The organism is Streptomyces sp. NBC_01428 (genome assembly GCF_036231965.1).
In the GTDB taxonomy this organism is placed as follows: domain Bacteria; phylum Actinomycetota; class Actinomycetes; order Streptomycetales; family Streptomycetaceae; genus Streptomyces.
The window spans coordinates 6680021-6705668 of sequence record NZ_CP109499.1 but is presented as its reverse complement, the minus strand read 5'-3'; the positions used below and the strand labels follow the sequence as shown (position 1 = coordinate 6705668).

The 25648-nt window shown below is 70.8% G+C and carries 21 protein-coding genes; 2 read left to right on the top strand and 19 right to left on the bottom strand.

Features of this window, described 5'->3' with window-relative positions; genetic code table 11:
* Nucleotides 1-14 precede the first annotated feature (14 nt).
* A complete protein-coding gene (locus OG406_RS28995) occupies nt 15-584 on the bottom strand; it encodes a dienelactone hydrolase family protein (RefSeq protein WP_164375682.1) in 570 nt (189 codons plus the stop codon).
* A 176-nt stretch (nt 585-760) separates the two neighbouring features.
* Here OG406_RS28995 and OG406_RS28990 point away from each other — a divergent pair, with 176 nt between their 5' ends.
* Complete coding sequence (locus OG406_RS28990) at nt 761-1945, top strand: mechanosensitive ion channel family protein (protein ID WP_329188565.1); 1185 nt, start codon at nt 761-763, stop codon at nt 1943-1945.
* Between the two features lie 220 nt (nt 1946-2165).
* Here OG406_RS28990 and OG406_RS28985 read toward each other — a convergent pair whose 3' ends face one another.
* The 5 genes from OG406_RS28985 to OG406_RS28965 all read right to left on the bottom strand — a co-directional run bounded on the left by OG406_RS28985 (nt 2166) and on the right by OG406_RS28965 (nt 7382).
* Nucleotides 2166-3752, bottom strand: a complete 1587-nt coding sequence (locus OG406_RS28985) for a Na+/H+ antiporter (RefSeq protein ID WP_267050549.1) — start codon at nt 3750-3752, stop codon at nt 2166-2168.
* Between the two features lie 79 nt (nt 3753-3831).
* A complete protein-coding gene (locus tag OG406_RS28980; protein ID WP_329188563.1) occupies nt 3832-4341 on the bottom strand; it encodes a GNAT family N-acetyltransferase in 510 nt (169 codons plus the stop codon).
* Nucleotides 4338-5282, bottom strand: a complete 945-nt coding sequence (locus tag OG406_RS28975) for an RluA family pseudouridine synthase (RefSeq protein WP_081216723.1) — start codon at nt 5280-5282, stop codon at nt 4338-4340. Before OG406_RS28975 ends, OG406_RS28980 begins: the two co-directional genes overlap by 4 nt.
* A 166-nt stretch (nt 5283-5448) precedes the next feature.
* Nucleotides 5449-6135 (bottom strand): signal peptidase II, encoded by a 687-nt coding sequence (gene lspA / locus OG406_RS28970; protein ID WP_266849019.1) that lies wholly within the window; start codon nt 6133-6135, stop codon nt 5449-5451.
* A gap of 182 nt (nt 6136-6317) precedes the next feature.
* The gene (locus tag OG406_RS28965; protein WP_329188561.1) at nt 6318-7382 is read right to left on the bottom strand and encodes a TraR/DksA family transcriptional regulator; all 1065 of its coding nucleotides are present in this window, start codon (nt 7380-7382) and stop codon (nt 6318-6320) included.
* 582 nt (nt 7383-7964) lie between these two features.
* Here OG406_RS28965 and ileS point away from each other — a divergent pair.
* Nucleotides 7965-11108: an isoleucine--tRNA ligase gene (gene ileS, locus OG406_RS28960; protein ID WP_329188559.1), complete on the top strand. Its 3144-nt coding sequence runs from the start codon at nt 7965-7967 to the stop codon at nt 11106-11108.
* Between the two features lie 327 nt (nt 11109-11435).
* Here the strand turns inward: ileS and OG406_RS28955 are convergent, their stop codons facing one another.
* The 13 genes from OG406_RS28955 to OG406_RS28895 all read right to left on the bottom strand — a co-directional run bounded on the left by OG406_RS28955 (nt 11436) and on the right by OG406_RS28895 (nt 25630).
* Nucleotides 11436-12644, bottom strand: coding sequence for a DivIVA domain-containing protein (locus OG406_RS28955; protein ID WP_164375676.1), 1209 nt, complete (start codon nt 12642-12644; stop codon nt 11436-11438).
* Nucleotides 12645-12690: 46 nt separating this feature from the next.
* Nucleotides 12691-12975: a YggT family protein gene (locus OG406_RS28950; protein ID WP_028803186.1), complete on the bottom strand. Its 285-nt coding sequence runs from the start codon at nt 12973-12975 to the stop codon at nt 12691-12693.
* Nucleotides 12976-13028: 53 nt separating this feature from the next.
* Complete coding sequence (locus OG406_RS28945) at nt 13029-13670, bottom strand: cell division protein SepF (RefSeq protein WP_081216727.1); 642 nt, start codon at nt 13668-13670, stop codon at nt 13029-13031.
* Nucleotides 13671-13800: 130 nt separating this feature from the next.
* Entirely contained in the window at nt 13801-14520 is a 720-nt protein-coding gene (locus OG406_RS28940) for a YggS family pyridoxal phosphate-dependent enzyme (protein WP_164375675.1), read from the bottom strand.
* Between the two features lie 6 nt (nt 14521-14526).
* Nucleotides 14527-15264: a peptidoglycan editing factor PgeF gene (gene pgeF / locus OG406_RS28935; protein WP_329188550.1), complete on the bottom strand. Its 738-nt coding sequence runs from the start codon at nt 15262-15264 to the stop codon at nt 14527-14529.
* The gene (gene ftsZ, locus OG406_RS28930; protein WP_329188548.1) at nt 15261-16454 is read right to left on the bottom strand and encodes a cell division protein FtsZ; all 1194 of its coding nucleotides are present in this window, start codon (nt 16452-16454) and stop codon (nt 15261-15263) included. Before ftsZ ends, pgeF begins: the two co-directional genes overlap by 4 nt.
* A gap of 276 nt (nt 16455-16730) precedes the next feature.
* A complete protein-coding gene (locus tag OG406_RS28925) occupies nt 16731-17516 on the bottom strand; it encodes a cell division protein FtsQ/DivIB (RefSeq protein WP_329188546.1) in 786 nt (261 codons plus the stop codon).
* Between the two features lie 25 nt (nt 17517-17541).
* On the bottom strand, nt 17542-18633 hold the full coding sequence (gene murG / locus OG406_RS28920; RefSeq protein ID WP_081216733.1) for an undecaprenyldiphospho-muramoylpentapeptide beta-N-acetylglucosaminyltransferase: 1092 nt from the start codon (nt 18631-18633) through the stop codon (nt 17542-17544).
* 6 nt (nt 18634-18639) lie between these two features.
* Entirely contained in the window at nt 18640-20004 is a 1365-nt protein-coding gene (gene ftsW, locus OG406_RS28915) for a putative lipid II flippase FtsW (RefSeq protein ID WP_081216734.1), read from the bottom strand.
* Nucleotides 20005-20072: 68 nt separating this feature from the next.
* Nucleotides 20073-21500: a UDP-N-acetylmuramoyl-L-alanine--D-glutamate ligase gene (gene murD / locus OG406_RS28910; protein ID WP_267050553.1), complete on the bottom strand. Its 1428-nt coding sequence runs from the start codon at nt 21498-21500 to the stop codon at nt 20073-20075.
* The gene (gene mraY, locus OG406_RS28905; RefSeq protein WP_081216736.1) at nt 21482-22555 is read right to left on the bottom strand and encodes a phospho-N-acetylmuramoyl-pentapeptide-transferase; all 1074 of its coding nucleotides are present in this window, start codon (nt 22553-22555) and stop codon (nt 21482-21484) included. Before mraY ends, murD begins: the two co-directional genes overlap by 19 nt.
* Nucleotides 22552-23958, bottom strand: a complete 1407-nt coding sequence (locus tag OG406_RS28900) for a UDP-N-acetylmuramoyl-tripeptide--D-alanyl-D-alanine ligase (protein WP_267050554.1) — start codon at nt 23956-23958, stop codon at nt 22552-22554. Before OG406_RS28900 ends, mraY begins: the two co-directional genes overlap by 4 nt.
* Before the next feature lie 4 nt (nt 23959-23962).
* Nucleotides 23963-25630 (bottom strand): UDP-N-acetylmuramoyl-L-alanyl-D-glutamate--2,6-diaminopimelate ligase, encoded by a 1668-nt coding sequence (locus OG406_RS28895; RefSeq protein ID WP_329188544.1) that lies wholly within the window; start codon nt 25628-25630, stop codon nt 23963-23965.
* Nucleotides 25631-25648: the final 18 nt, after the last annotated feature.

The window sequence follows — 25648 nt, the reverse complement described above, 5'->3', positions numbered from 1 at the left end:
GCCTCCGGCAACAGCTACAGACTGTCGATGAAGCCGAGTGCCACCTTCCAGGTGGCCTCGGCCGCCTGGGCGTCGTAGTCGGGGAGGTCGGGGTCGGTGTAGAGGTGGCCGGCGCCCGCGTAGCGGTAGACCTCCACGTCGGCGCCGGCTCTCTGCATCTGGAGGTACCAGGCGCTCAGCCAGTCGTCGGTCTCGAACTGGTCGGGCTCGGCGACATGGAGCTGGACGGGCAGGTCGTCCACCGAAGCGGTCTCCGCGATGTCCGACGTGCCGTGCAGCAGGAGCAGCCCGCGGGCCTTCTCGTCGCCGAGGGCCAGGGTCTGCGCGACGGAGGCTCCGAGGGAGAAGCCCGCGTAGACCAGGCCCCGGTCGGAGTAGGGCGCGGCGGCCAGCACGGCGCGCTTGAGCAGCTCGACCTTGCCGATCTCCTCGTTGAAGGCCATGCCCTCCTCCACGGTGTCGAAGGTGCGCCCCTCGAAGAGGTCGGGCGTCCACACCTCGTGTCCCGCGGCCCGCAGCCGGTCCGCCGCCGCGCGCACCGCGGGGCGCAGACCGTACGTCGAGTGGAAAAGCATGATGTCCATGGGTTCCATGGTGCCAGCCGGGACCGACAGCCCAGAACGGAGGCCGTGCCCCGTGTCACATCGACGTCGTGGCACCGCTGATCGGGCGGCGTACGCGGTGGCGCCCTCGCGGCATACCCCGTTTCGCCCGGAGATCACATGTTCATGAGCGCCGCGAGCCGGTTACGTTCCTTGGCATGGAGAACGTACTGCGCCCGGTGATCGTCGTCGGCGGCTCGGTCGTGCTCGCACTGCTCATCGGGTGGTCCGTGGACCTCCTGTTGCGTCGGGTGGACGACCGGCACAGAGAGACCTCCCTGTGGGGTCTGCTCCGCCGTGGCCGCATCCCCTTCCAGCTGGTCCTGTTCGCGGCACTGCTCAGAGGCTCCTTCGACCAGGCGAAGCTGCTGATGGAGCACCGCGTCGGCATCGGCAGAACCCTGACCCTGATCCTCATCGGTGCCGCCGCCTGGCTGGTCGTGAGCGTCACGACGGCGATCGTGGACACCTCGTACTCGCGCTACGCGAACGCGCACCGCGATCCGGCGCGGGTGCGCCGGGTCCGGACCCAGGTCGCGCTGATCCAGCGCGTGGTCACCGCCGTCGTCGGCGTGGTCGCCGTCTCCGCGATGCTGCTGACCTTCCCCGCGATGCGGGCGGCGGGCGCCTCGCTGCTGGCCTCGGCCGGAATCCTCGGCATCGTCGCCGGTGTCGCCGCCCAGTCCACGCTGTCGAACCTCTTCGCCGGACTGCAGATCGCCTTCGGCGACATGGTGCGGCTCGGCGACACCGTGGTCGTCGACGGCGAGTGGGGCACCGTCGAGGAGATCACCCTGACCTTCCTCACGGTGCGGACCTGGGACGAGCGCCGGATCACCATGCCGGTGTCGTACTTCACGTCCAAGCCGTTCGAGAACTGGTCCCGAGGCACTCCGCAGATGACCGGGATCGTCTTCCTGCACCTCGACCACTCCGCCCCGGTGGAGGCGATGCGCGGGAAGCTGCGCGACATCCTGCGCGAGTGCCCGGCCTGGGACGGCCGCGACTACGGTCTCGCCGTCACCGACACGACGCCCAACACACTGCAGGTCCGCGCTCTGGTCACCGCGAAGGACGCGGACGACATCTGGACGGTACGGGTCACGGTCCGCGAGCAGATGATGCGCTGGCTGACCGAACAGCACCCCTACGCGCTGCCCCGGGTCAACACCGCCGAGGCGGTGCTCACGCCCGGCCAGGGACGCCGCGCCGGGCACGAGGACCGGGACGGCGCGGACGGCGGGGACGGCGTGCCGTCCCGCCTGCACCGCAGCCGCTACTCGTACTCGTTCGCCAACGCGTACTCCAAGGAGCCGCCCAGGACGGGTCCCGGCCGGGGGTGACCCCCGGGGCGCCGCCCTCTCCACTCCGCGAGCCCGGTCCGGGTCGCCCGCACCGAAGCGTGCGGGCGGCCCGGACCTGTTCGGGCCCACGGGTCCACGGCCGTTCGGAGCAGGCCGCCCGGGCCTGCCCACGCCCGTCCGGGAAAAACGCGGTACGGGCCCCCGTCTACGAGCCTCCGGAGAAAGCCCTGCGGAGAAGGCGGTGCGGGGTCCTGCCCGGTCAGCGCAGGCTGCGTACGTCGAGATGCCGCAGGACCCGGTCCACGATCTCCGGATCCGCCCCGGGCTCGCTGCGCGCGGACAGCACCTCGTGCCGGGCCGCGCTCATCATCTCCGCCTGGATGCGCCGCATCCGCTTGATCCGCCGGACGCGCTTCTCGTGCCCCTCGCGCCGCTCCTCGTCCCCCAGGTCGGGGCTGATCCGCACCCCGATCTCGAAGGCCCGGCGCAGCAGCTGCTCGGAGACCTCCTCCGGGAGCTCCTCCGCGTCCTCGATCTCCCGGAGCCGCTTCTTCGCCGCCTTCGCGGCCCGCAGCGCCAGCTCCTTCTCGAAGGCCTTCTCGACGTCCTCGTCGGCCCGCACCCCGAGCTTCCTGACCAGCCACGGCAGCGTGAGTCCCTGGATCAGCAGCGTGGCCATGATCACCCCGAAGGCGATGAAGACGATCTCGTCGCGGTCGGGGAACGGTGAACCGTCGTCCATCTCCAGCGGGATGGCGAGGGCGAGGGCGACGGACGCCACTCCCCGCATCCCGGCCCACCACATCACCACGGTCTCCCGCCAGGACGTGGGGATCTCCTCGTCGTAGTCCCGCTTGGCGTGCAGCCGCTTGGTCAGCCAGGTCGCGGGCAGCAGCCAGGCGAGGCGGACCAGCACGACCACGGCCACGATCGCACCGGCCCAGCCGAGCATCTCGCCCCACCGCCCGGCCGCCGTGCGGAGCGCGTTGTGCAGTTCGAGCCCGATGAGGCCGAAGGCGACCCCGGTGACGAGCGTGTCGACCACGTCCCAGACGGTGGAACCGGCGAGCCGGGTCATGACGTCGTCGGCGTCGGTCGCGTACTCCGACAGGAACAGGGCGGTGGTGAGCACCGCGAGCACGCCGGAGCCGTGCAGTTCCTCGGCCAGCACGTACGAGGCGAACGGCACCAGCAGGGTCAGGCCGATCTGCAGCGTGGTGTCGTCGAGCAGGGTCATCAGCTTGTTCGTCGCCCAGCCCAGCGCGACGCCGATGACGACGGCGACGACCGCGGACAGCACCAGGTCCAGGCCGGCCCGCCAGGGCGAGAAGGTCCCGCTGACCGCGGCGGCGATGGCGACGTGGTACAGCACGATGGCCGTCACGTCGTTGAAGAGCCCCTCCCCCTCCAGGATCGACACCAGCCGGCGGGGCAGGCCGAGCTGACCGGCGACGGCGGTCGCCGCGACCGGGTCGGGAGGTGCCACGAGCGCGCCGAGCGCGATGGCGGCGGCGATCGGCAGGCCGGGCACGATGGAGCTGGCGACGGCCGCCACGACGAGCGTGGTGACGAACACCAGGGCCACGGCGAGCAGGAAGATCGGCCGCAGGTTGGCAGCGAACTGTCTCCACGAGGTCCGCCGCACCGCCGCGTACAGCAGCGGCGGCAGCAGCGCGGGCAGGATCAGCTCCGGCGGGATGTCCACGTTCGGGACGAACTTGGGCAGGGCCAGGGCGATGCCGAGCAGCGTCATGAGGACCGGCGAGGGCAGCCCGAGCCGGTCTCCCACCGGGACGCTGATCACGGCCCCGAGCAACAGCACGAACAGCAGGGCCAACTGATCCACGGTCAGCGCTCCGGCGGGGTCTAGGCGATCAAGGTCGATCCGGACCTCAAGCGTGCCATGCCGCTAGGACAAACCCCGCTCACAGGGCCTTGCGCATCGCGCGGTGCGGGATTCCGGCGTCGGGGAACTCCGGGCCGTAGGCCGCGTATCCGAGCCGTTCGTAGAAGCCGAGGGCGTGGGTCTGGGCGTGCAGGTCGACAGCGGTCAGGCCCCGCGCGTGTGCGGCCCGCTCGATGGCTCCGACGAGCGCCGCGCCCACGCCGAGCCCGCGCGCCTCGCGCGTCACGGCGAGCCGTCCGAGGGAACCCACGGCCGGGTCCCCGCCGGTCTTCGCCGCGGCCGCCTCGCCGTGCAGGAGCCGCCCGGTGCCGAGCGGTACGCCGTCCTCGCGGACCGCCAGCACATGCAGGGCGCCGGCGTCGTACGCGTCGTACTCGATGTCCTCCGGTACGCCCTGCTCACCGACAAAGACGTCCTTGCGGACCCTGAAGCAGGCCTCGCGGTCGGTCGCCTCCTCGGCGACCCTCACCACGTACGAGGTGCCCGGGGTCGCCGGGGAACCCGCCGCCGTCCCATCCGCGCCCGTCACGCGTAGCTCTCCTCACGCACCTTGTCGAGGGCCCGCTGGAGGTCCTCGGGGTAGCCGCTCTCGAACTCGACCCACTGCCCGTCACCGGGGTGCTCGAAGCCGAGCCGCTTCGCGTGCAGCCACTGCCGGGTGAGGCCGAGGCGCTTGGAGAGGGTGGGGTCCGCGCCGTAGGTCAGGTCGCCGACGCAGGGGTGGCGGTGGGCCGACATGTGGACGCGGATCTGGTGGGTGCGCCCGGTCTCCAGCTTGATGTCGAGCAGGGAGGCGGCGCGGAAGGCCTCGATCAGGTCGTAGTGCGTGACGGAGGGCTTGCCCTCGGCGGTGACCGCCCACTTGTAGTCGTGGTTCGGGTGGCGTCCGATGGGCGCGTCGATGGTGCCGCTGGTCGGGTCCGGGTGGCCCTGCACGAGCGCGTGGTAGCGCTTGTCGACCGTGCGCTCCTTGAACTGGCGCTTGAGCGACGTGTACGCGTACTCCGACTTGGCGACGACCATCAGGCCCGAGGTGCCCACGTCGAGGCGGTGCACGATGCCCTGGCGCTCGGCGGCGCCGGAGGTGGAGATCCGGTAGCCGGCGGCGGCGAGACCGCCGATGACGGTCGGGCCGGTCCAGCCGGGGCTGGGGTGGGCGGCCACGCCGACGGGCTTGACGATCACGACCACGTCGTCGTCGTCGTGGACGATCTCCATGCCCTCGACGGGTTCGGCGACGATCTGCACGGGCGCGGGGGCCTGCGGCATCTCGACCTCCATCCAGGCGCCGCCGTGCACCCGCTCGGACTTGCCGACCACCGAGCCGTCGACCGAGACCTTCCCCGCCGCGGCGAGCTCTGCGGCCTTCGTACGGGAGAAGCCGAACATGCGGGAGATGGCGGCGTCGACACGCTCGCCCTCCAGGCCGTCGGGCACGGGCAGGGTGCGGATCTCGGGAATGGTGCTCACCCGTCGAGTATGCCGGACGCCCCGGACACCCCCGGACCACGGCCCGAACACGCGTACCCCCGGAGCCCCGGTGGAAGCGGTTCCGGGGACGGTTCACCGCCGGTTCCCGACCCCCTGCGACGAGCGGAGCCGGGGCGCTCCCCCGGCCCGCCGTCGGGCCGTGCGGTCAGTCCTTGTGGACCGTTCCGTCCGGGTCGAGGCCCCGGAAGGACAGCAGGACGATCAGGATGCCGCCGCAGACGATCGCCGAGTCGGCGAGGTTGAAGACGGCGAAGTGCTTGGGGGCGATGAAGTCCACGACCGCGCCCTCGAAGACGCCCGGCGAGCGGAAGATCCGGTCGGTCAGGTTGCCGAGCGCGCCGCCGAGCAGCAGCCCGAGGGCGATGGCCCACGGCACGCTGTACAGCTTGCGGGCGAGCCGGGCGATGACGACGATCACCGCGGCGGCGATCACCGTGAAGATGATCGTGAACGCCTCGCCGAAGCCGAAGGCCGCGCCCGCGTTGCGGATGGCCTCGAACTTGAGCCAGTCCCCGATGATCTCGATCGAGTCGTGGTGCTCCAGCTTCGCCACGACGATCATCTTGCTGATCAGGTCGAGGGCGTACGCCAGAACGGCCACCGTGAAGAGCACGGCGATCTTGCGCCTGCCCCTGGGCCGCTCGCCCGTCCCGTCCGCCGCGGACGCCGGGGCGGAGTCCCCGGAGGGCCGCTCGGCCGGGCTCTGCCCGTCGCCGCCGGACCGGTCTCCCGACGCCGTGTTCCCGTCGGAGGTCCCGTCGGACTGCTCCGGCTCGGCAGACGCCGCCCCTGGGATGCCCGGCGTACCGATGATGCGCTCCGCCTCTGCCACGTGAGTGAGTCCCTCGACCTAGGTTCCTGACTGAGGACGAGGGTACGGCACACCCCCGCGGGCCCCCGTGCTCAGGAGGCCTCCCGCGCCGCGCGGGCGGAGACCTCCTGCGCGGCGCCGGGACCGTCCGCCCCGGTCGTCACAGGGACGGCGGCGCGGCGCCCTGAGGACCGGCCGGCGGTTCAGTGCCGGCGCTCCTCCTTCTGCTTGCACTCGACGCACAGCGTGGCGCGCGGGAAGGCCTGCATCCGGGCCTTGCCGATGGCGTTGCCGCAGTTCTCGCAGAGCCCGTACGTGCCGGCGTCGAGCCGGTGCAGGGCGCGCTCGGTCTGCTCCAGCATCTCGCGCGCGTTGGAGTTCAGGGCCATCTCGTGCTCGCGCGTGATGTTCTTCGTGCCGGTGTCCGCCTCGTCGTCGCCCGCGCCGTCACCGGAGTCCCGCATCAGGCCGGCGAGGGCGGCCTCGGAGGTCGCGATCTCGGCGCTCAGCCGCAGCGCCTCCGACTGGAGCTCCGCACGGGCCTCCTCGACCTCCTCCGGGGTCCAGGGGTCCTCACCGGGGCGCACGGCGAGTTCGCCGGACTCCGCCGCGGCGGGCCGCGCCTTGGGAACCGCGGTGGCCTTCTTGGCGGCCGTGGCCGTGCCAGGGGTCTTCTTCGCAACCACCGTCGTGGCTCCCGTCGTCTCCGCGGCCTCCGCCGCGCCCTCGGCCGCGGACGCGGCCGTCTTCTTGGCCGTGCTGGTGCTCTTCCGCGCCGTACCCGCGGTCTTCTTCGCCGCGGCCTTCCCGGACGCCTGCTTCTTCGCCGCGGCCGCCGCCTTCTTGGCGGGAGCCTTCTTCGCCGCGGCCTTCTTGGCGGTGGCCTTCGTGGCCGCCTTCCTGGCAGGCACCTTCTTGGCGGCGGTCGTGGCGGCAGCGGCCTCGGTGGCCTTCCCGCTGTCGGCCGCCTCGGAGGTGCCCTTCTTGTCGGCCGCCTTGGAGGTGCTCCTCTTGGCCGTGGTCTTCTTGTCGGTGGCTTTCCCGGCGACGGCCCCGTCGGCCGTCTTCGCGGTGACGGTCTCGGCCGTCACCGTCTTCGCGGTCACCGTCGCGGCCGGGGTCGCTGTCCTGGAGGTCGTCTTCACCGGTTTCGCCTCGCTCGTCGCGGAAGCCCCCTGTGCGCTCTTCTTCCCACCCACATTCTTGGCCGCCGAACCCGTGGATCTGCCGGACGCCGACTGCTGTACGGCGGTCTTCTTCGCCACCATGGCCGCGGCCCCTTCACATTTTGTGATCTTGCTCGCGCGTCGTGCTGGGACGATAAATCGACTTCTGGCCCGCGGCAACGGGGCACGCCCGCACATCGCCCGCCCCGCGGGTCCCGCGTGGCAGGCATGCAAGCGTTGTGCCCAGCTCCCCGCCGGGTAATCCGCCGGGACCACCGTCCCGGGATCCGGACGCGCGCCCCGCGCCATTCGGGTCACCGCGCAGGCCACGGCGGCGCCCGGGAAATCCGGTCGGCCCCTGTCCCCGGGGCGCCGTACACTGGGCGCAGCGAGAAGCGTGGATGGGGACGAGTAACGGCGTACGCGGCCAGGAGCGACCCGGGGACGGTGGAAGCCCGGGGGCCAGCGCGACGTGAAGATCACCCCGGAGCCGCCGGCAGAACACCCCTGAGGGGCCAGTAGACCCGGCATCGCGACCCCAATGAGGGGGCTCACCGGTGCGAACGGCGCACGGGCGGGCCAAGGAGGGTGGTACCGCGGGAGCGCGCCGAACACGGCGTCCGCAGCAGCAACGCTCTCGTCCCTCCGACGGAAGGCAGAAAGTCCGTTGGAGGAAGCTCGCCGATGACAGCGCCGACGTACCGCCAGGTGCCCGCCCAGGTCGACCTGCCCGCCCTCGAGCACGCCGTGCTCGACTTCTGGCGCGAGCAGAAGATCTTCGCCAAGAGCCTCGACCAGTCCGAGGGCCGCCCCGAGTGGGTGTTCTACGAGGGCCCGCCCACCGCGAACGGCATGCCGGGCGCCCACCACATCGAGGCGCGCGTCTTCAAGGACGTCTTCCCGCGCTTCCGCACCATGCGCGGCTACCACGTGGGGCGCAAGGCCGGCTGGGACTGCCACGGCCTGCCCGTGGAGCTGGCGGTGGAGAAGGAGCTGGGCTTCACCGGCAAGCAGGACATCGAGGCGTACGGCATCGCCGAGTTCAACGCGCAGTGCCGTGAGTCGGTGACCCGTCACACCGACGCGTTCACCGAGCTGACGAACCGCATGGGCTACTGGGTCGACCTGGACGACGCCTACCGGACCATGGACCCCGAGTACATCGAGTCCGTGTGGTGGTCGCTGAAGGAGATCTTCAACAAGGGCCTGCTGGTCCAGGACTACCGCGTGGCCCCCTGGTGCCCGCGCGACGAGACGGGCCTGTCGGACCACGAGCTCGCGCAGGGCTACGAGACGATCGTCGACCCTTCCGTCTACGTCCGTTTCCCGCTCACCTCCGGTCCGCTGGCCGGCCGTGCCGCGCTCCTGGTGTGGACGACCACGCCGTGGACCCTGGTCTCCAACACCGCCGTCGCCGCGCACCCGGACGTCACCTACGTCGTCGTGACGAACGGCGAGGAGCAGCTCGTCGTCGCGCAGCCGCTCGTCGAGAAGTCGCTCGGCGAGGGCTGGGAGACCACGGGCGAGTCCTTCACGGGCGCCGAGATGGAGCGCTGGACGTATCAACGTCCGTTCGAGCTGATCGAGTTCCCCGAGGCCGCGCACTTCGTGGTCAACGCCGAGTACGTGACGACCGAGGACGGTACGGGTCTGGTCCACCAGTCCCCCGCCTTCGGTGAGGACGACCTCAAGGTCTGCCGCGCGTACGGCCTGCCCGTGGTGAACCCGATCCGCCCGAACGGCACCTTCGAGGAGAGTGTCCCCCTGGTGGGCGGCGTCTTCTTCAAGAAGGCGGACGAGAAGCTCACCGAGGACCTCCAGAACCGCGGCCTGCTCTTCAAGCACGTTCCGTACGAGCACAGTTACCCGCACTGCTGGCGCTGCCACACCGCGCTCCTGTACTACGCGCAGCCGTCCTGGTACATCCGCACCACGGCCGTCAAGGACCGTCTCCTGGAGGAGAACGAGGGGACCAACTGGTTCCCGGAGTCCGTCAAGCACGGCCGCTTCGGCGACTGGCTGAACAACAACATCGACTGGGCGCTCTCCCGCAGCCGCTACTGGGGCACACCGCTCCCGTTGTGGCGCTGCGAGGAGGGCCACGTCACCTGTGTCGGATCGCGCGCCGAGCTGACCGAGCTGACGGGCACCGACCAGTCGGACCTGGACCCGCACCGCCCGTTCATCGACGCGGTCACCTTCCCGTGCCCGGAGGGCGGCTGCGGTCTGACGGCGACCCGCGTCCCGGAGGTCATCGACGCCTGGTACGACTCGGGTTCGATGCCGTTCGCGCAGTGGGGCTACCCGTACAAGAACAAGGAACTGTTCGAGAGCCGCTACCCGGCGCAGTTCATCAGCGAGGCCATCGACCAGACCCGCGGCTGGTTCTACACGCTGATGGCCGTCGGCACACTGGTCTTCGACAAGTCCTCGTACGAGAACGTCGTGTGCCTCGGCCACATCCTCGCCGAGGACGGCCGCAAGATGTCCAAGCACCTGGGCAACATCCTGCAGCCGATCCCGCTGATGGACCAGCACGGCGCCGACGCCGTGCGCTGGTTCATGGCGGCCGGCGGCTCCCCGTGGGCGGCCCGCCGCGTGGGCCACGGCACGATCCAGGAGGTCGTCCGCAAGACGCTCCTCACGTACTGGAACACCGTCGCCTTCCAGGCGCTGTACGCCCGCACCGCCGACTGGTCCCCCAGCGAGGCCGACCCGGCCCCCGCCGACCGCCCGGTCCTGGACCGCTGGCTGCTCTCCGAGCTGCACGCGCTCACCGACCAGGTGACGCAGGCCCTGGAGGCCTACGACACGCAGCGCGCCGGCAAGCTCCTCTCGGCGTTCGTCGACGACCTCTCCAACTGGTACGTGCGCCGGTCCCGTCGCCGCTTCTGGCAGGGCGACAGGGCCGCGCTGCGCACCCTGCACGAGGTCGTGGAGACGGTCACGCGGCTGATGGCCCCGCTGACCCCGTTCATCACCGAGCGGGTCTGGCAGGACCTGGTCGTCCCGGTGTCCCCGGACGCCCCCGAGTCGGTCCACCTGTCGTCCTGGCCGGAGGCGGACCTGTCCGCCATCGACCCGGAGCTGTCGCGCCAGATGCTCCTGGTCCGCCGTCTCGTGGAGCTCGGCCGGGCCACCCGCGCGGAGTCGGGCGTCAAGACGCGTCAGCCGCTGTCCCGCGCGCTGGTCGCCGCGACCGGCTTCGAGACGCTCGACCGCGAGCTGCACGCTCAGATCACCGAGGAGCTGAACGTGAGCTCCCTCGCATCGCTCTCCGAGGTCGGCGGCTCACTGGTCGACACGACCGCCAAGGCGAACTTCCGCGCGCTGGGCAAGCGGTTCGGCAAGGGCGTCCAGGCGGTCGCGAAGGCCATCGCCGAGACGGACGCCGCCGCGCTGTCGCTCGCCCTGCGCGAGGGCGACGCCTCGGTCACGGTGGACGGCGAGACCGTGACGCTGGCGCCGGACGAGGTCATCATCACGGAGACCCCGCGCGAGGGCTGGTCGGTCGCGTCCGACTCCGGCGCCACCGTCGCCCTCGACCTGGAGATCACCGAGGAGCTGCGCCAGGCCGGCCTCGCCCGTGACGCGATCCGGCTGATCCAGGAGGCCCGCAAGAACAGCGGCCTGGACGTCGCCGACCGCATCGCGCTCCGCTGGTCCTCCACGGACCCGGCGGTCGCCGCGGCCCTCGCCGAGCACGCGACGCTCATCTCCGACGAGGTGCTCGCCACGGACTTCGCGCAGGGCGAGGCCGACGGCGCCTACGGTGAGCCGTTCACGGACGAGGGCCTGTCCCTCACGTTCCGCCTCCGCAAGGCGTAACACCGCGGCACCGGCCCGCCGGGACCGTACGGACCGAAGGCCCGGGGCCGCCAGGATCTCCTGGCGGCCCCGGGCCTTCGGCGTTGCCTCCCCCGCACAAGTGCCCGCGCGCGCACGCCCGTTCAGGACGCGCGGACGACCACTGCCGCTCAGGCACCCTCGTCCCGGCGCCTCCCCGCACATGCCCCCGCCGTGCGGCTCCCGCGCGCCCGCCCGGGAGCCGCCGCGCCGCCGGCGCCTCACGGACAGCGCAAAAGGGCGGAGCCCCCGGATGATCCGGGGGCTCCGCCCTGAACGCTGCCGACGCCTAAGGCGTACGCAAGGCCGTCAGTTGTCGTCCTCGTCGATGAGGAACCCGCGCATCGGCGAGGGCGCCTGCTGCATCGGCGACGGGCCCTGGGGCCGCACCGGAGCCATCGGCTGGGTCATCGCCGGCGACATCTGCTGCTGTCCGCCGTAGGACGGCGCGGCCGGAGCCGGACCACCCATGCCCTGGTTGCCGCCGCCGTAGGACGGGGCACCGGCGCCCGCGGGAGCCATGGAGGGCGCGGAGGACGACGGCAGGGAGGCCGCGGCCGGGGTGCGCGGCGGGGCGAGCGAGTCGTCCGCCTGCGTCTCCAGCTGGCGCAGCTGCGACTCCAGGTAGGACTTCAGACGCGTGCGGTACTCGCGCTCGAAGCCGCGCAGGTCCTCGACCTTGCGCTCCAGCGTGGCGCGGGCGGACTCCAGGGAGCCCATCGCGACGCGGTGCTTCTCCTGCGCGTCCCGCTCCAGGGCGTCGGCCTTGGCACGGGCGTCGCGCTCCAGACCCTCGGCGCGGCTGCGGGCCTCACCGACGATCTTGTTGGCCTCGGAACGGGCCTCGGCGATCGCCTGGTCGGCGGTCTGCTGAGCCAGCGAGAGAACACGGGCGGCGCTGTCGCCACCGGGGCCCTGCTGCGGCATCTGCGGACCGTGGCCGCCCATGGGGCCACCCATGGGACCGCCCATCGGGCCGCCCATCTGCTGCATCTGCTGCATCTGGCCGGGACCCTGGCCCATCGGACCCTGACCCATAGGACCGCCCTGGCCCATGGGGCCCTGGCCCATCGGACCCTGACCCATGGGGCCCTGGCCCATCGGACCGCCCTGACCTTGCTGGCCACCCTGGCCGCTGGGACCGGCGGGAAGCTGCGGCGCACCGCTGGGCAGCTGGGGCGGGCCACCCATGGGGCCGCCCATCTGCTGCTGCGGCGGGCCCGATATGCCCGCGGGCACGGGAGCACCCGGGCCACCGCGCATACCCTGCGGGGGACCCTGCTGCTGCTGGTCCTGCTGCTCGGGCGGCTTGCGCATCCCCTGCTGCTGCTGGTTCTGCGCGGCCGCGCGCGTGGCAGCGGCCAACTTGGCGCGCAGGTCCTCGTTCTCGCGGAGCAGGCGCGTCAGTTCGGCTTCGACCTCATCGAGGAAGGCATCGACCTCGTCCTCGTCATAGCCTTCTCGGAGGCGGACGGTCGTGAACTGCTTGTTCCGCACGTCCTCGGGGGTCAACGGCATCTCTTCACCTCAACGTAGTCGTCGGCATTCGGCAAGACCGTATCGTTCACAGCCGGCTCACGACGGAGATCAGGATGTAGACGATGATCATCAGTACGAAGAAGGACAGGTCAAGCGCCACGCCCCCGAGACGCAGCGGCGGAATGAACCGCCGCAGAAGCTTGAGCGGTGGATCGGTGACAGTGTAGGTGGCCTCCAGAACGACCACCATCGCCTTGCCGGGTTGCCATGAGCGGGCGAACTGGAAGACGTAGTCCATGACCAACCGGAAAATCAGCACGATGAGGAAGCACATCAGCGCGATGTAGAGAACCTGCCCGACCACGCTCATGATCCCGTGCTTCCCTCTCCCCTGTTTTCCCTGCGGTGTTCCGGTCCCGCGTCTCAGCTCTGGTTGAAGAACCCGCCCTCTGCGATGCGGGCCTTGTCCTCCGCCGTGACATCGACGTTAGCAGGCGACAACAGGAACACCTTCTGCGTCACCCGCTCGATGCTGCCGTGGAGACCAAACACCAAACCGGCCGCAAAGTCGACAAGTCGCTTCGCATCCGTGTCATCCATCTCGGTGAGATTCATGATCACCGGGGTGCCTTCACGGAAGTGTTCCCCGATGGTACGGGCCTCGTTGTAGGTCCGGGGGTGCAGCGTGGTGATCCGGTAAGGCTCTCGTTCCGACACGACCTTGGGCATGATCACCGGGGCGTTCTTCTCCAGGGGCTGACGTTCTTGTGTGATGGATGCCACGGGGGCGATCCGTGCCGGACGCCCGGACTCCGCGGCCAGCGAAGCGGAATGGGGCACCGGATCGCGCGGAGCCGAGGGCTGTACCACTCGTACCGATTCGTCCCGTTGGGACTGGTGCGCCTGATGTGACTGGTGGGGCGGCTCGTGCCGTCGCCGGTCCCGCTCGGGCTCCGGGTCGAGCTCGGGCTCGAAGTCGTCGTCGGGGTCGAATCCCCTGCCGTCGTACCCATCGTCCTCCACGAGGCCGAGGTAGACCGCCATCTTGCGCATCGCGCCGGCCATTGCTCTGAGTCCTCCGCTCTGTGGTGGATCGGCTGACGAACTGCCAAGTGCCTGCGATCCACGAGGTCGTTATGCCCGCCTGCGGCGGAAATGACCATATTTTCTGCTGTGGTCCGACTTCTTGGCGACGTTACCCGAGCCTGGGTCGGACTCCGAGTACCGCAGTACCGACGCGTACATGTGTCGCTCCGGCTGCCACGGCCTGTTCGAGGTCCGAGCTCATCCCTGCCGAGACCATGTTCGCAGCCGGATGCGCGCGGCGCAGGACAGTCGACAAATCCATCAGCCGCTCGAACGCCGCCTGTTGCCGGCCCGCGTACTCACCGGTGAGCGGGGCGACGGTCATCAGTCCGTCGAGCCGGAGCCCGGGAGCCCCGGCGACGAGTTCGCCCAACTCCTCGATCCCGCCGGTTCCCACGCCTCCGCGTTCGCCGCGACCGCTCTCCTGCGCGTCCAGCGCCACCTGGATCAGGCATCCGATCCGACGCTCGGTCCGCACCGCCTCCTTCGAGAGGGCCGTGACGAGCCGGGCACGGTCGACGGACTGCACGAGATCCGCGTAACCGACCACGGAACGCACCTTGTTGGTCTGCAGCTGCCCGACGAAATGCCAGGTGAGCGGCAGATCGGCGCATTCCGCCGCCTTGGGCGCCGCGTCCTGGTCCCGGTTCTCGGCGACGTGCCGCACACCGAGTTCCGAGAGAATCCGCACATCGCTCGCCGGATACGTCTTGGTGACCACGATGAGGGTCACCTCTTCCCGCTTACGACCGGCCGCCGTACACGCCGTCGCGATGCGGTCTTCCACTTTCGCCAGGTTTTCGGCGAGTTGAGCCTTACGGTCCGTCATGCCCCATCAGTCCAGCCAGACATAGCCCGCGAGCCGCCCGGTGGTGCGGTCCCGTCGGTACGAGAAGTGGTCCCCCGACTCGATCGTGCAGACCGGCGACTGCTCCCGGTCGCGCACGCCGAGCCGTTCCAACTGTGCGTGCACCCCGGCGGTCACGTCGACCGCGGGAGTTCCCCAGCTCGTCTCGGAGTACGCCGCCGGTTCGACGGCGGCGACCTCGGCGCGCATCGCGTCCGGTACTTCGTAGCACCGGCCGCAGACCGCGGGGCCGGTGCGGGCGGTGATCCGGGCCGGATCGGCACCGAGTTCCACCATGGCCCGCACGGCGGCGGGGACCACGCCGGCGACCATGCCCGGCCGGCCCGCGTGAGCGGCGGCCGCCACCCCGGCGACCGGGTCGGCCAGCAGAACGGGGGTGCAGTCGGCGGTGAGGACGGCGAGTGCCAGTCCCCGCCGCGTCGTGACGAGGGCGTCGACGGACGGGATGTCCGCGGAGTCCCACGGTCCCTCGACCACCGCGACGTCCGCACCGTGCACCTGGTTCATCCAGACGACCCCGGCCGGGTCGAGCCCGAGCGCCTTGGCGGCCAGGTCCCGGTTGGCGCGTACCGCCCCGGGGTCGTCGCCGACCGCTCCGCCGAGGTTGAGCTCCTCGAACGGAACGGCGCTCACCCCGCCCCACCGGTCGGTGAAGGCGAAGTGGGCGCCGCTCGCATCGCTCGTTGCGGAGCGCTGTCCTATCACTTCAGGAAGTCCGGCACGTCCAGTTCCTCGGCCGCGCTGTCCGAGTAGGAACGGGACGGCGGGACCGGCGGGGAGACGGGGAGTTCGTTGACCGGCTCCGGAGCGGGCTCCGGGGCGGCCTCCTTCGGGGTGACGCTGCCGAGCGACCCGAAGGACGGGCGGCTCTCGGCGGCGCGCGCCGGGGCGGGCTCCTCACGTCGGGCCGAGGTCGAACCGAGGACGTTGTCCCGCTTGGCCGGCGGCTGGCCGCCGTCGAAGCCGGCGGCGATGACGGTGACCCGCACCTCGTCGCCGAGGGCGTCGTCGATGACCGCGCCGAAGATGATGTTGGCCTCGGGGTGCGCGGCCTCGCTCACCAGCTGGGCGGCCTCGTTGATCTCGAACAGGCCGAGGTCGGAGCCACCGGAGATGGAGAGCAGGACGCCACGGGCGCCGTCGATGGAGGCCTCGAGGAGCGGCGAGGAGATCGCCATCTCCGCGGCGGCCACCGCGCGGTCGTCCCCGCGGGCCGAGCCGATGCCCATGAGGGCCGAACCCGCCTCGGACATCACGGACTTGACGTCGGCGAAGTCGAGGTTGATCAGGCCGGGGGTGGTGATGAGGTCGGTGATGCCCTGAACACCGGAGAGCAGGACCTGGTCCGCCGACTTGAAGGCGTCGAGGACCGAGACCTGGCGGTCCGAGATGGACAGCAGCCGGTCGTTCGGGATGACGATGAGGGTGTCGACCTCTTCGCGGAGCTCGGCGATGCCGTCCTCCGCCTGGTTGGCGCGGCGCCGGCCCTCGAAGGTGAACGGGCGGGTGACCACGCCGATGGTGAGGGCGCCCAGCGAGCGGGCGATGTTCGCCACCACCGGAGCGCCGCCGGTGCCCGTGCCACCGCCTTCACCGGCTGTCACGAAGACCATGTCGGCCCCCTTGAGGACCTCCTCGATCTCCTCGCGGTGATCCTCGGCGGCCTTGCGGCCGACTGCCGGGTTGGCTCCGGCCCCGAGGCCGCGCGTGAGTTCCCGGCCGACGTCGAGCTTGACGTCGGCGTCGCTCATCAACAGCGCCTGTGCGTCGGTGTTGATGGCGATGAACTCGACGCCCTTGAGACCGACCTCGATCATCCGGTTGATGGCATTGACACCACCGCCGCCGACACCGATGACTTTGATGACTGCGAGGTAGTTCTGCGGTGCTGCCACGTCGAAGGCCTCTCGCCTCGAGTTACGTGTCGTCGCCTCGCGGTGTTCGCGATCCGACGACTGATGCCGAATGGGACGGTCCGAACGCCGACCCGAACCCTAACGCTGAAGTTTAGGGTTACCAGTGTGTCTGTTCCTTGGACTCTTCCGAACAGGACACTAAGTCGACAAGTGGCGCACGTTCAACGAACACGCCGAACCTCCCGTTTTTCTTTTCACCCTATGTGATCAGGCATGTCACTGCCCAACCAGGGTGCTGGCCTGCACAGATGTGCGTCAACTCCCCGACGAGGCAGGGGCGGTGGGAGCACTCACGTCGAAGTGCCGGGCCTTCGGAGCGGCTTTCATGAGAGCGGTGAGTGTTCTGGCCTTCGCGCGGCCCTTCTCGCCGCTGCCCCACTCCACGGTCCTGCCGTCCTTCAACTCCAGCGACACGGAGTCGTAGGAACGGACCTTGACCGCGCGGGTGTCCCGGGCGACGGAGGGCGGAATGTCCCCGGCGATCCGGACCGCCGCGCGCACCAGCCGGTCCGCGGGGAAACGGCGCAGCGACTCGGGGCGGGACACGGCCAATTCCAGCGAGGGCACGTTCTTCGGGGCGTCGGGGACGGTGGCGAATCGCACGCCCTCGTCGTCCACTTCGATGAAGTTTGGCCCTTTTTCGATCAGCAGGACCGGGGCCCGCTCGGTGACGTTCAGGCTGATTCCGTGCGGCCAGGACCGGACGACGTCGACGGAGTCGATCCGTGGCAGTTTCCGGCGCAACCGCGCCTCGATCGCGCCCGTGTCGACGGAGATCAGCGGGGATCCGACCGGGAGGTCGGCCGCGTTCCGCACCTGCCCGGGTGTCAGGACCTTTGTGCCGGAGGCCGATACGTGCTCCAGCCGCAACCAGGGCGAACCGTACAGAACCCACAGCGTCGCGGCACCGGCCAACACCAGCGCGAGGATAAGGATGATGAGCCTATGAGGGCGGCGGAGCCGCCCGAGGAAGGGCGGCCGGGGCGGGCCGGATTCCAGCTTCTGCCGTTCACCGCGCTCGGCGGTCGTCGGTCCGGCCACGCTCCCTGCCTTCCCTCATGCGGTCCTAGCGGTGGCGCGAGGCGATCGCCTCGTACACCATGCCGACGAGCAGGTCGTCGGCGTCCCGGCGGCCGAACTCGCTGGCGGCGCGGGACATCTCGTACAGCCGGTGCGGGTCGGCGAGCACGGGCAGCACGTTCTGCTGCACCCACTGCGGGGTCAGTTCCGCGTCGTCGACCAGCAGTCCGCCGCCGGCCTTGACCACCGGCTGGGCGTTCAGCCGCTGTTCGCCGTTGCCGATGGGCAGCGGGACGTAGGCGGCGGGAAGCCCGACGGCGGAGAGTTCGGCGACGGTCATCGCGCCCGCGCGGCAGAGCATCATGTCGGCCGCGGCGTACGCGAGATCCATCCGGTCCACGTACGGTACCGGGATGTACGGGGGCATCCCCGGCATCTGGTGCACCTGCGGCAGTTCGTTCTTCGGGCCGACCGCGTGCAGGATCTGGATTCCGGCCTGCTGGAGGTACGGAGCGGCCTGCTGCACCACCTCGTTGAGGCGGCGGGCGCCCTGCGAGCCGCCCGACACGAGGAGCGTCGGCAGGTTCGGGTCGAGCCCGAACGCGGCGCGCGCCTCGGGCCGTACCGCGGCACGGTCGAGGGTGGCGATGGAGCGGCGCAGCGGGATGCCGATGTACCTGGCGCCGCGGAGCTTGCTGTCGGGCGTGGAGACGGCGACCTGGGCCGCGTACCGCGAGCCGATCTTGTTGGCCAGGCCGGGGCGCGCGTTGGCCTCGTGGATGATGATCGGCACGCCGAGGCGCTTGGCCGCCAGGTAGCCGGGCAGGGCCACGTAGCCGCCGAAGCCGACGACCGCGTCCGCCTTGGTCCGCTCCATGATCTGCTCGACGGCCTTGATCGTGCCGCGCAGCCGTCCGGGCACCGTGATCAGTTCGGGGGTGGGCTTGCGCGGCAGCGGTACGGCGGGAATGAGCGCGAGTTCGTAGCCGCGCTCGGGTACGAGTCGGGTCTCAAGTCCGCGTTCCGTGCCCAGGGCCGTGATCCCCACGGTCGGGTCCTGCCTCCGCAGGGCATCCGCGAGGGCGAGCGCGGGCTCGATGTGGCCGGCGGTCCCCCCGCCGGCGAGTACGACATGCACCGAAATTCACCGCTCTCCGGACGAACGCGCCGCCGAGGCACGCCGTCGCATCGTGTTCCATCTCCGAGGCCCCGCGGCCCCCGCGGAGCCTCTCACCGCAGCACGCTTTCTGCCAAAGCGGGGTTGCCGCATGGCGAGGGCCGCCCGCGCGGCGGGGTCGTCACGCGCGAAGGCGATCAGGAGCCCGACGGCGAACATGGTCGGCAGCAGGGCGGAACCCCCGTAGGAGAACAGCGGGAGCGGGACACCGGCGATCGGCAGCAGACCGAGCACCGCACCGACGTTGATCACGGCCTGCGCCGTGATCCAGGTGGTCACGCCTCCCGCGGCATACCTCACGAAGGGGTCCTCCGTGCGTCCGGCCACGCGGATACCCGCATAGCCTAGAGCCGCGAAGAGGGCGAGGACCGACAGCGTCCCCGCGAGGCCCAGTTCCTCCCCGGTGATGGCGAAGATGAAGTCGGTGTGCGCTTCGGGCAGTTGGCCCCATTTCTCCACACTGGCTCCGAGGCCGGAGCCGAAGAACCCGCCGGAGGCGAGGGCGTAGATGCCGTGCACGGCCTGCCAGCAGGTGTCGTGCGGGCCCGGTTCGGTGGCGCCGATGCACGCCAGCCGGGACATGCGGTTGGGGCTCGTCTTGATGAGGATGAAGCCGATGGCGAGTGCGACGGAGAGCACACCGACGAACAGCCGCGTGGGGGCTCCGGCCAGCCACAGCAGGCCGAACAGGATGGCCGTGAGGATGATCGCCGTGCCCATGTCGCCGCCGAGCATGATCAGGCCGAGCAGCATGAAGGCGGCGGGGACGAGCGGCACCAGCATGTGCTTCCACTGGGTCAGCAGCCGCTTGTCCTGTTTGCGGGCGAGCAGGTCGGCGCCCCACAGGACGAGCGCGAGCTTGCCGAACTCGCTGGGCTGGATCTGGAAGGAGCCGCCGAGGGAGATCCAGTTCTGGTTGCCGTTGATCTCGACCCCTATCCCGGGTACCTGGACCAGGGCCATCAGGAAGACGGCGCCCGCCAGCATCGGGTAGGCGAGGGCCCGGTGCAGCTTCACCGGCATCCGCGAGGCGACCAGCATGAGCACCCCGCCGATCACGGCGGCCAGGAACTGCTTGCGGAAGAAGTACGAGCCGGGCAACGACAGCTGGAGCGCGGTGATCTGCGAGGCCGAGTAGACCATCACGAGGCCCAGCACGGTGATCAGCAGGCTGCCGCCGAGGATCAGGTAGTAGGCCGTCAGGGGCCGGTCCCAGGCCCTGCGGGCGCGGGTGACGAACCGGCCCGCAGGGTTGTCGTGGGGGGTGCGGGCGAGGGCGGGGCGCCGGGCCGCCCGCTGCACGGGAGGTCGTCCGGTACGGCTAGTCGGCATCGGCGTCTCCGGGCCACAGCGATGTCACGCGTCCGTCCCTCCCAGGTTCGCCCGGCGAGCCGGCCGGGTCAGGCGCCGAGTTCGCGAACCGCCTCCGCGAACGCGTCACCGCGCTTGTTGTAGTTGGCGAACATGTCCATGGACGCGCAGGCCGGCGCGAGCAGCACCGTGTCCCCGGGCTCGGCGAGCCCCTTGGCCTCCTGGACAGCCGCGAGCATCGCCCCAGTGTCGGTCCGGTCGAGGTCGACGACGGGTACTTCCGGGGCGTGTCGCGCCAGGGCTTCGCGGATCAGCGCGCGGTCCGCCCCGATCAGGACGGCGCCGCGGAGCCGCTTCGCCGACCTGGCGACCAGCTCGTCGAAGGTCGCGCCCTTGGCGAGCCCGCCGGCGATCCACACGATCGACTCGTAGGCCGCCAAGGAGGCTTCCGCGGCATGCGTGTTGGTCGCCTTGGAGTCGTCGACGTAGGCGACCTCGTCCACGTCGGCGATGTGCGCGATGCGGTGGGCGTCGGGGGTGAAGTCCCGCAGCCCGTCCCGTACGGCCCGGGCGGGTACCCCGTAGGCGCGTGCCAGGGCCGCCGCGGCAAGGGCGTTGGCGATGTTGTGCGGGGCGGGCGGCCGGACGTCGGAGACCTCGGCCAGCTCCTGCGCGTTCTTCTGCCGGTTCTCGACGAAGGCGCGGTCGACCAGGATGCCGTCGACGACGCCGAGTTGGGAGGGCCCGGGCGCGCCGAGGGTGAAGCCGATCGCCCGGCAGCCCTCCTCGACGTCCGCCTCGCGCACCAGGTCCTCGGTGGCCTTGTCGGCCACGTTGTAGACGCAGGCGACCCGATTGCCCTCGTACACGCGGCCCTTGTCGGCGGCGTACGCCTCCATGGAGCCGTGCCAGTCGAGGTGGTCCGGCGCGAGGTTGAGCACCACGGCGGAGTGGGCGCGCAGCGAGGGTGCCCAGTGCAGCTGGTAGCTGGAGAGTTCGACGGCGAGGACGTCGTACTTCTCCTCGCCGAGGACCGCGTCGAGCAGGGAGACGCCGATGTTGCCGACCGCGGCCGTGCGCAGGCCCGCCGCCTTCAGGATGGAGGCGAGCATCTGGACGGTGGTGGTCTTGCCGTTGGTGCCGGTGACGGCGAGCCAGGGAGCGGGCTCCCGGCCGTCCAGGTCCCTCAGCCGCCAGGCCAGTTCGACGTCGCCCCAGACGGGGACGCCCGCCGCTTCGGCGGCGGCGAACAGCGGCTTGCCGGGCTGCCAGCCGGGGGCCGTCACGACGAGGTCGGTGCCCTCGGGCAGGGTCGCGCCGTCACCGAGGCGCACGGCGACGCCGAGCGCCTCCAGCTCCGCGGCCTGCGCCCGGGCCCGTTCGTCGTCGCCGTCGTTGACGACGGTGACGACCGCGCCGAGGCCGTGCAGGACCTTGGCCGCCGGGATGCCCGAGACGCCGAGGCCGGCGACGGTGACGTTCCTGCCCTGCCAGTTGGTCACTTCTTGGCTGCCCATCCTGCGTAGAAGAGGCCGAGTCCGACGATCACGCACATGCCCTGGATGATCCAGAAGCGGACCACGACAAGGACTTCGGACCACCCCTTCAGTTCGAAGTGGTGTTGCAGTGGGGCCATGCGGAAGACGCGCTTCCCGGTCAGCTTGAAGGAGCCGACCTGGATGACCACCGACATGGTGATGAGGACGAAGAGGCCGCCGAGCAGGGCGACCAGGATCTCCGTGCGGGAGCAGATCGCGAGACCGGCGAGCGCGCCGCCGAGGGCCAGTGAACCGGTGTCGCCCATGAAGATCTTGGCGGGCGAGGTGTTCCACCACAGGAAGCCGAAGCAGGCGCCCATGAGGGCGGAGGCGACGACCGCGAGGTCGAGTGGATCGCGTACCTCGTAGCAGGCGCCCGGGTTGGTCAGGGTCGCCGCGTTGGCGCAGGACTCCTGGAACTGCCAGACGCCGATGAAGGTGTAGGCACCGAAGACCATCGTCGCGGCGCCGGTGGCGAGACCGTCCAGACCGTCCGTCAGGTTCACGCCGTTCGACATGGCGAGAATCATGAACAGGGCCCAGACCACGAACAGCACCGGGCCGATGGACCAGCCGAAGTCCTGGACGAAGGAGAGCTTCGTGGAGGCCGGGGTGTTGCCGCGGTTGTCGGCGAACATCAGGGCCAGCACCGCGAAGCTGATGCCGACGATCAGCTGTCCGGCCATCTTCGCCTTGGCCCGCAGGCCCAGCGAACGCCGCTTGATGATCTTGATGTAGTCGTCCAGGAACCCGACCAGGCCCATGCCCGCCATCAGGCCGAGCACCAGCAGGCCGGAGAACGTGGGCGTGTAACCCGTGATCACCTTCGACAGGAAGTACGCGATGATCGTCGCGAGGATGAAGGCGATACCACCCATGGTCGGCGTACCGCGCTTGCTGGCGTGCTCGCGCGGGCCGTCGTCGCGGATGTACTGGCCGTAGCCCTTGCGGGCCAGCAGCTTGATCAGCAGCGGAGTGCCGACCAGAGTCAGGAACAGGCCAATGACTCCCGCGAACAGGATCTGCTTCATCATCGGGCGGAAACCTCACCCTCGGCACCGTCGGAGAGCAGCGCCAGCGCCACCCGTTCCAGCCCGACGGACCTGGACGCCTTCACGAGTACGACGTCTCCCGGGCGCAGCTCGCTGCGCAACAGGTCGACAGCCGCCTGTGCGTCGGACACGTGCACCGACTCCTCACCCCACGAACCCTCGTTATATGCGCCCAGTTGCAGCCAGGACGCTTCCCTGCCCCCGACCGCGACGAGCTTGCCGACATTGAGCCGGACGGCAAGCCGTCCGACCGCGTCGTGCTCGGCGAGCGCCTCGTCCCCGAGCTCGGCCATCTGACCGAGCACCGCCCAGGTCCGCCTCCCCTTGCCCATCGACGCGAGCGCGCGCAGGGCGGCTCGCATGGACTCGGGGTTCGCGTTGTAGGCGTCGTTGACGACCGTCACGCCGTCCGGACGCTCGGTGACCTCCATCCGCCAGCGGGAGAGGGAGCCCGCCTCGGAGAGCGCACGGGCGATCTCGTCTGCGGACATGCCCAGCTCATGGGCGACGGCGGCCGCGGCGAGCGCGTTCGACACGTGGTGCTCACCGTACAGGCGCATGGTCACATCACTGCACCCGGAGGGTGTGCGAAGGCTGAAGGCGGGCTGTCCGTTCTCCGTGAGGCGGACGTTCTCGGCCCGTACGTCCGCTTCGTCGGACTCTCCGAAGAGGATCACGCGCGCTTTCGTGCGGGAGGCCATCGCGCGGACGAGGGGATCGTCCGCGTTGAGGATCGCGGCGCCTTCCTCGGGAAGGCCCTCGACCATCTCGCCCTTTGCTTGCGCGATCTGTTCGCGGCCGCCGAACTCCCCGATGTGGGCGGTGCCGACGTTGAGGACGAGACCGATCTTCGGCGGGGTGAGTCCGGTGAGGTAGCGGATGTGCCCGATGCCGCGGGCGCCCATCTCCAGGACGAGGAACCGGGTCTCCTCGGTGGCGCTGAGCGCCGTGAGGGGCAGTCCGATCTCGTTGTTGAGGGAGCCGGGCGTGAAGACGGTCGGCGCCTTGGTCCGCAGCACCTGTGCGATGAGGTCCTTGGTGCTGGTCTTGCCCGCGGAGCCGGTGAGGGCGACGAGGGTCGCGCCGAGGCGCTCCACCACATGGCGGGCGAGGGCGCCGAGAGCGGCCTGCACGTCGTCGACCACGATGGCGGGCACGCCGACGGGGCGGGACGCCAGGAGGGCGACCGCGCCGGCTCCGACCACCGCCTCGGCGAAGTCGTGGCCGTCCGCGCGTTCGCCGACGAAGGCGACGAAGAGGCTGCCGGGCTCCACTTCACGGGAGTCCCTGACGACCGGTCCGGTGACCTGTACCGCCGGATCCGGTATGTCGTACGTCTGCCCGCCGACGACAGCTGCGATCTCGGCGAGGGAGAGGGCGATCACAAGTTCATCCCTGGGTCTGCTGGATAGCTTCGCGAAGCACCTGGCGGTCGTCGAAGGGACGCACCACCCCGGCGATGTCCTGGCCCTGCTCGTGTCCCTTGCCGGCGATCAGCACGGTGTCGCCCGGCTTTGCTCGCGCGACGGCCGCGGCGATGGCGGCGGCCCGGTCCTCGAACACCTGGACCTCGCCGCGCTCGTGCGCCGGCACCTCGGCGGCGCCCGCGAGCATCGTGGCGAGGATGGCCAGCGGGTCCTCGGAGCGGGGGTTGTCGGAGGTGAGGACGGCGGTGTCGGCGAGCCGGGCCACGGCCGCGCCCATCGGCATCCGCTTGGTCCTGTCCCGGTCGCCGCCGCAGCCGAGCACCACGTGCAGCTCGCCCTCGGTCACCTTGCGCAGGGCGCGCAGGACCGACTCGACGGCATCCGTCTTGTGGGCGTAGTCGACGACGGCGAGGTACGGCTGGCCCTCGTCGATCCGCTCCAGACGGCCCGGGACGCCCGGGACGGCGGCGACGCCGTCCGCGGCGGTCTGCGGGTCGATCCCCGCGACGGCGAGGGCGACGATCGCGGCGAGGGTGTTCGCCACGTTGAACGGGCCGGCGAGCGGCGAGCGCGCGGTGATCCGCTCGCCCTTGGGGCCGACCGCGGTGAACGTCGAGTCCATCGGGCCGACTTCGACGTCCTCGGCGCGCCAGTCGGCGTCCGGGTGGCCCTCGGCGGAGAAGGTGACGACGGGGACACCGGCCTCCACGGTGAGCCGGCGGCCGTACTCGTCGTCGAGGTTGACCACACCGAGCCTGCTGCGCTCCGGTGTGAACAGTTGAGCCTTGGCCTGGAAGTAGTCCTCCATGCCGGAGTGGAACTCCATGTGTTCCGGGCTCAGGTTGTTGAAGACGGCGATGTCGAAGACGCAGCCGTCGACGCGGCCGAGGACCAGCGCGTGGCTGGAGACCTCCATCGCGACCGAGTCGACCCCGCGCTCGCGCATGACGGCGAACAGGGCCTGGAGGTCGGTGGCTTCGGGGGTGGTGCGCTCCGACTTGATGCGCTCGTCGCCGATGCGCATCTCGACCGTGCCGATGAGCCCGGTGGAGCGGACGGTCTTGAGGCCGCCCTCGACCAGGTAGGCGGTCGTGGTCTTGCCGGAGGTGCCCGTGATGCCGATCTGCAGGAGATCGCGCCCCGGGTGGCCGTAGATGGTGGCCGCCAGCTCACCCATCGATCCGCGCGGGTCGTCGACGACGAGGACCGGCAGACCGGTGGCCGCGGCGCGCTCGGCGCCGGTCGGGTCGGTGAGGACGGCGACGGCACCGAGTCCGGCCGCCTGGGTCACGAAGTCGGCGCCGTGCAGACGCGCGCCGGGCAGGGCGGCGTACACGTCACCGGGGCGCACCGCGCGGGAGTCATGGGTGATGCCCGTGACCTCCGCGTCGCTTCCCGGCTTCTCGGCGCCCAGTTGATCGGCCAGTTCTCCGAGATGTGTGGCGGAGACGTGAACCGGTCGCGGCGGCCCCGGATATGTCACAGGAACGCCCTTCTGGGTGGTTTGGGACTGATCAGCGGTTGGCACGGCGGTGAGCGTACCGGGCGCACCCCCGCCGGGGCGAAGCGAGGGCGGGGGCGGGCCCTGCGCCGAGGAGCGGTTCCCGGGGTCCGGGGTGATCGTTGTCACGAGTGGTTCCTGGTCCGT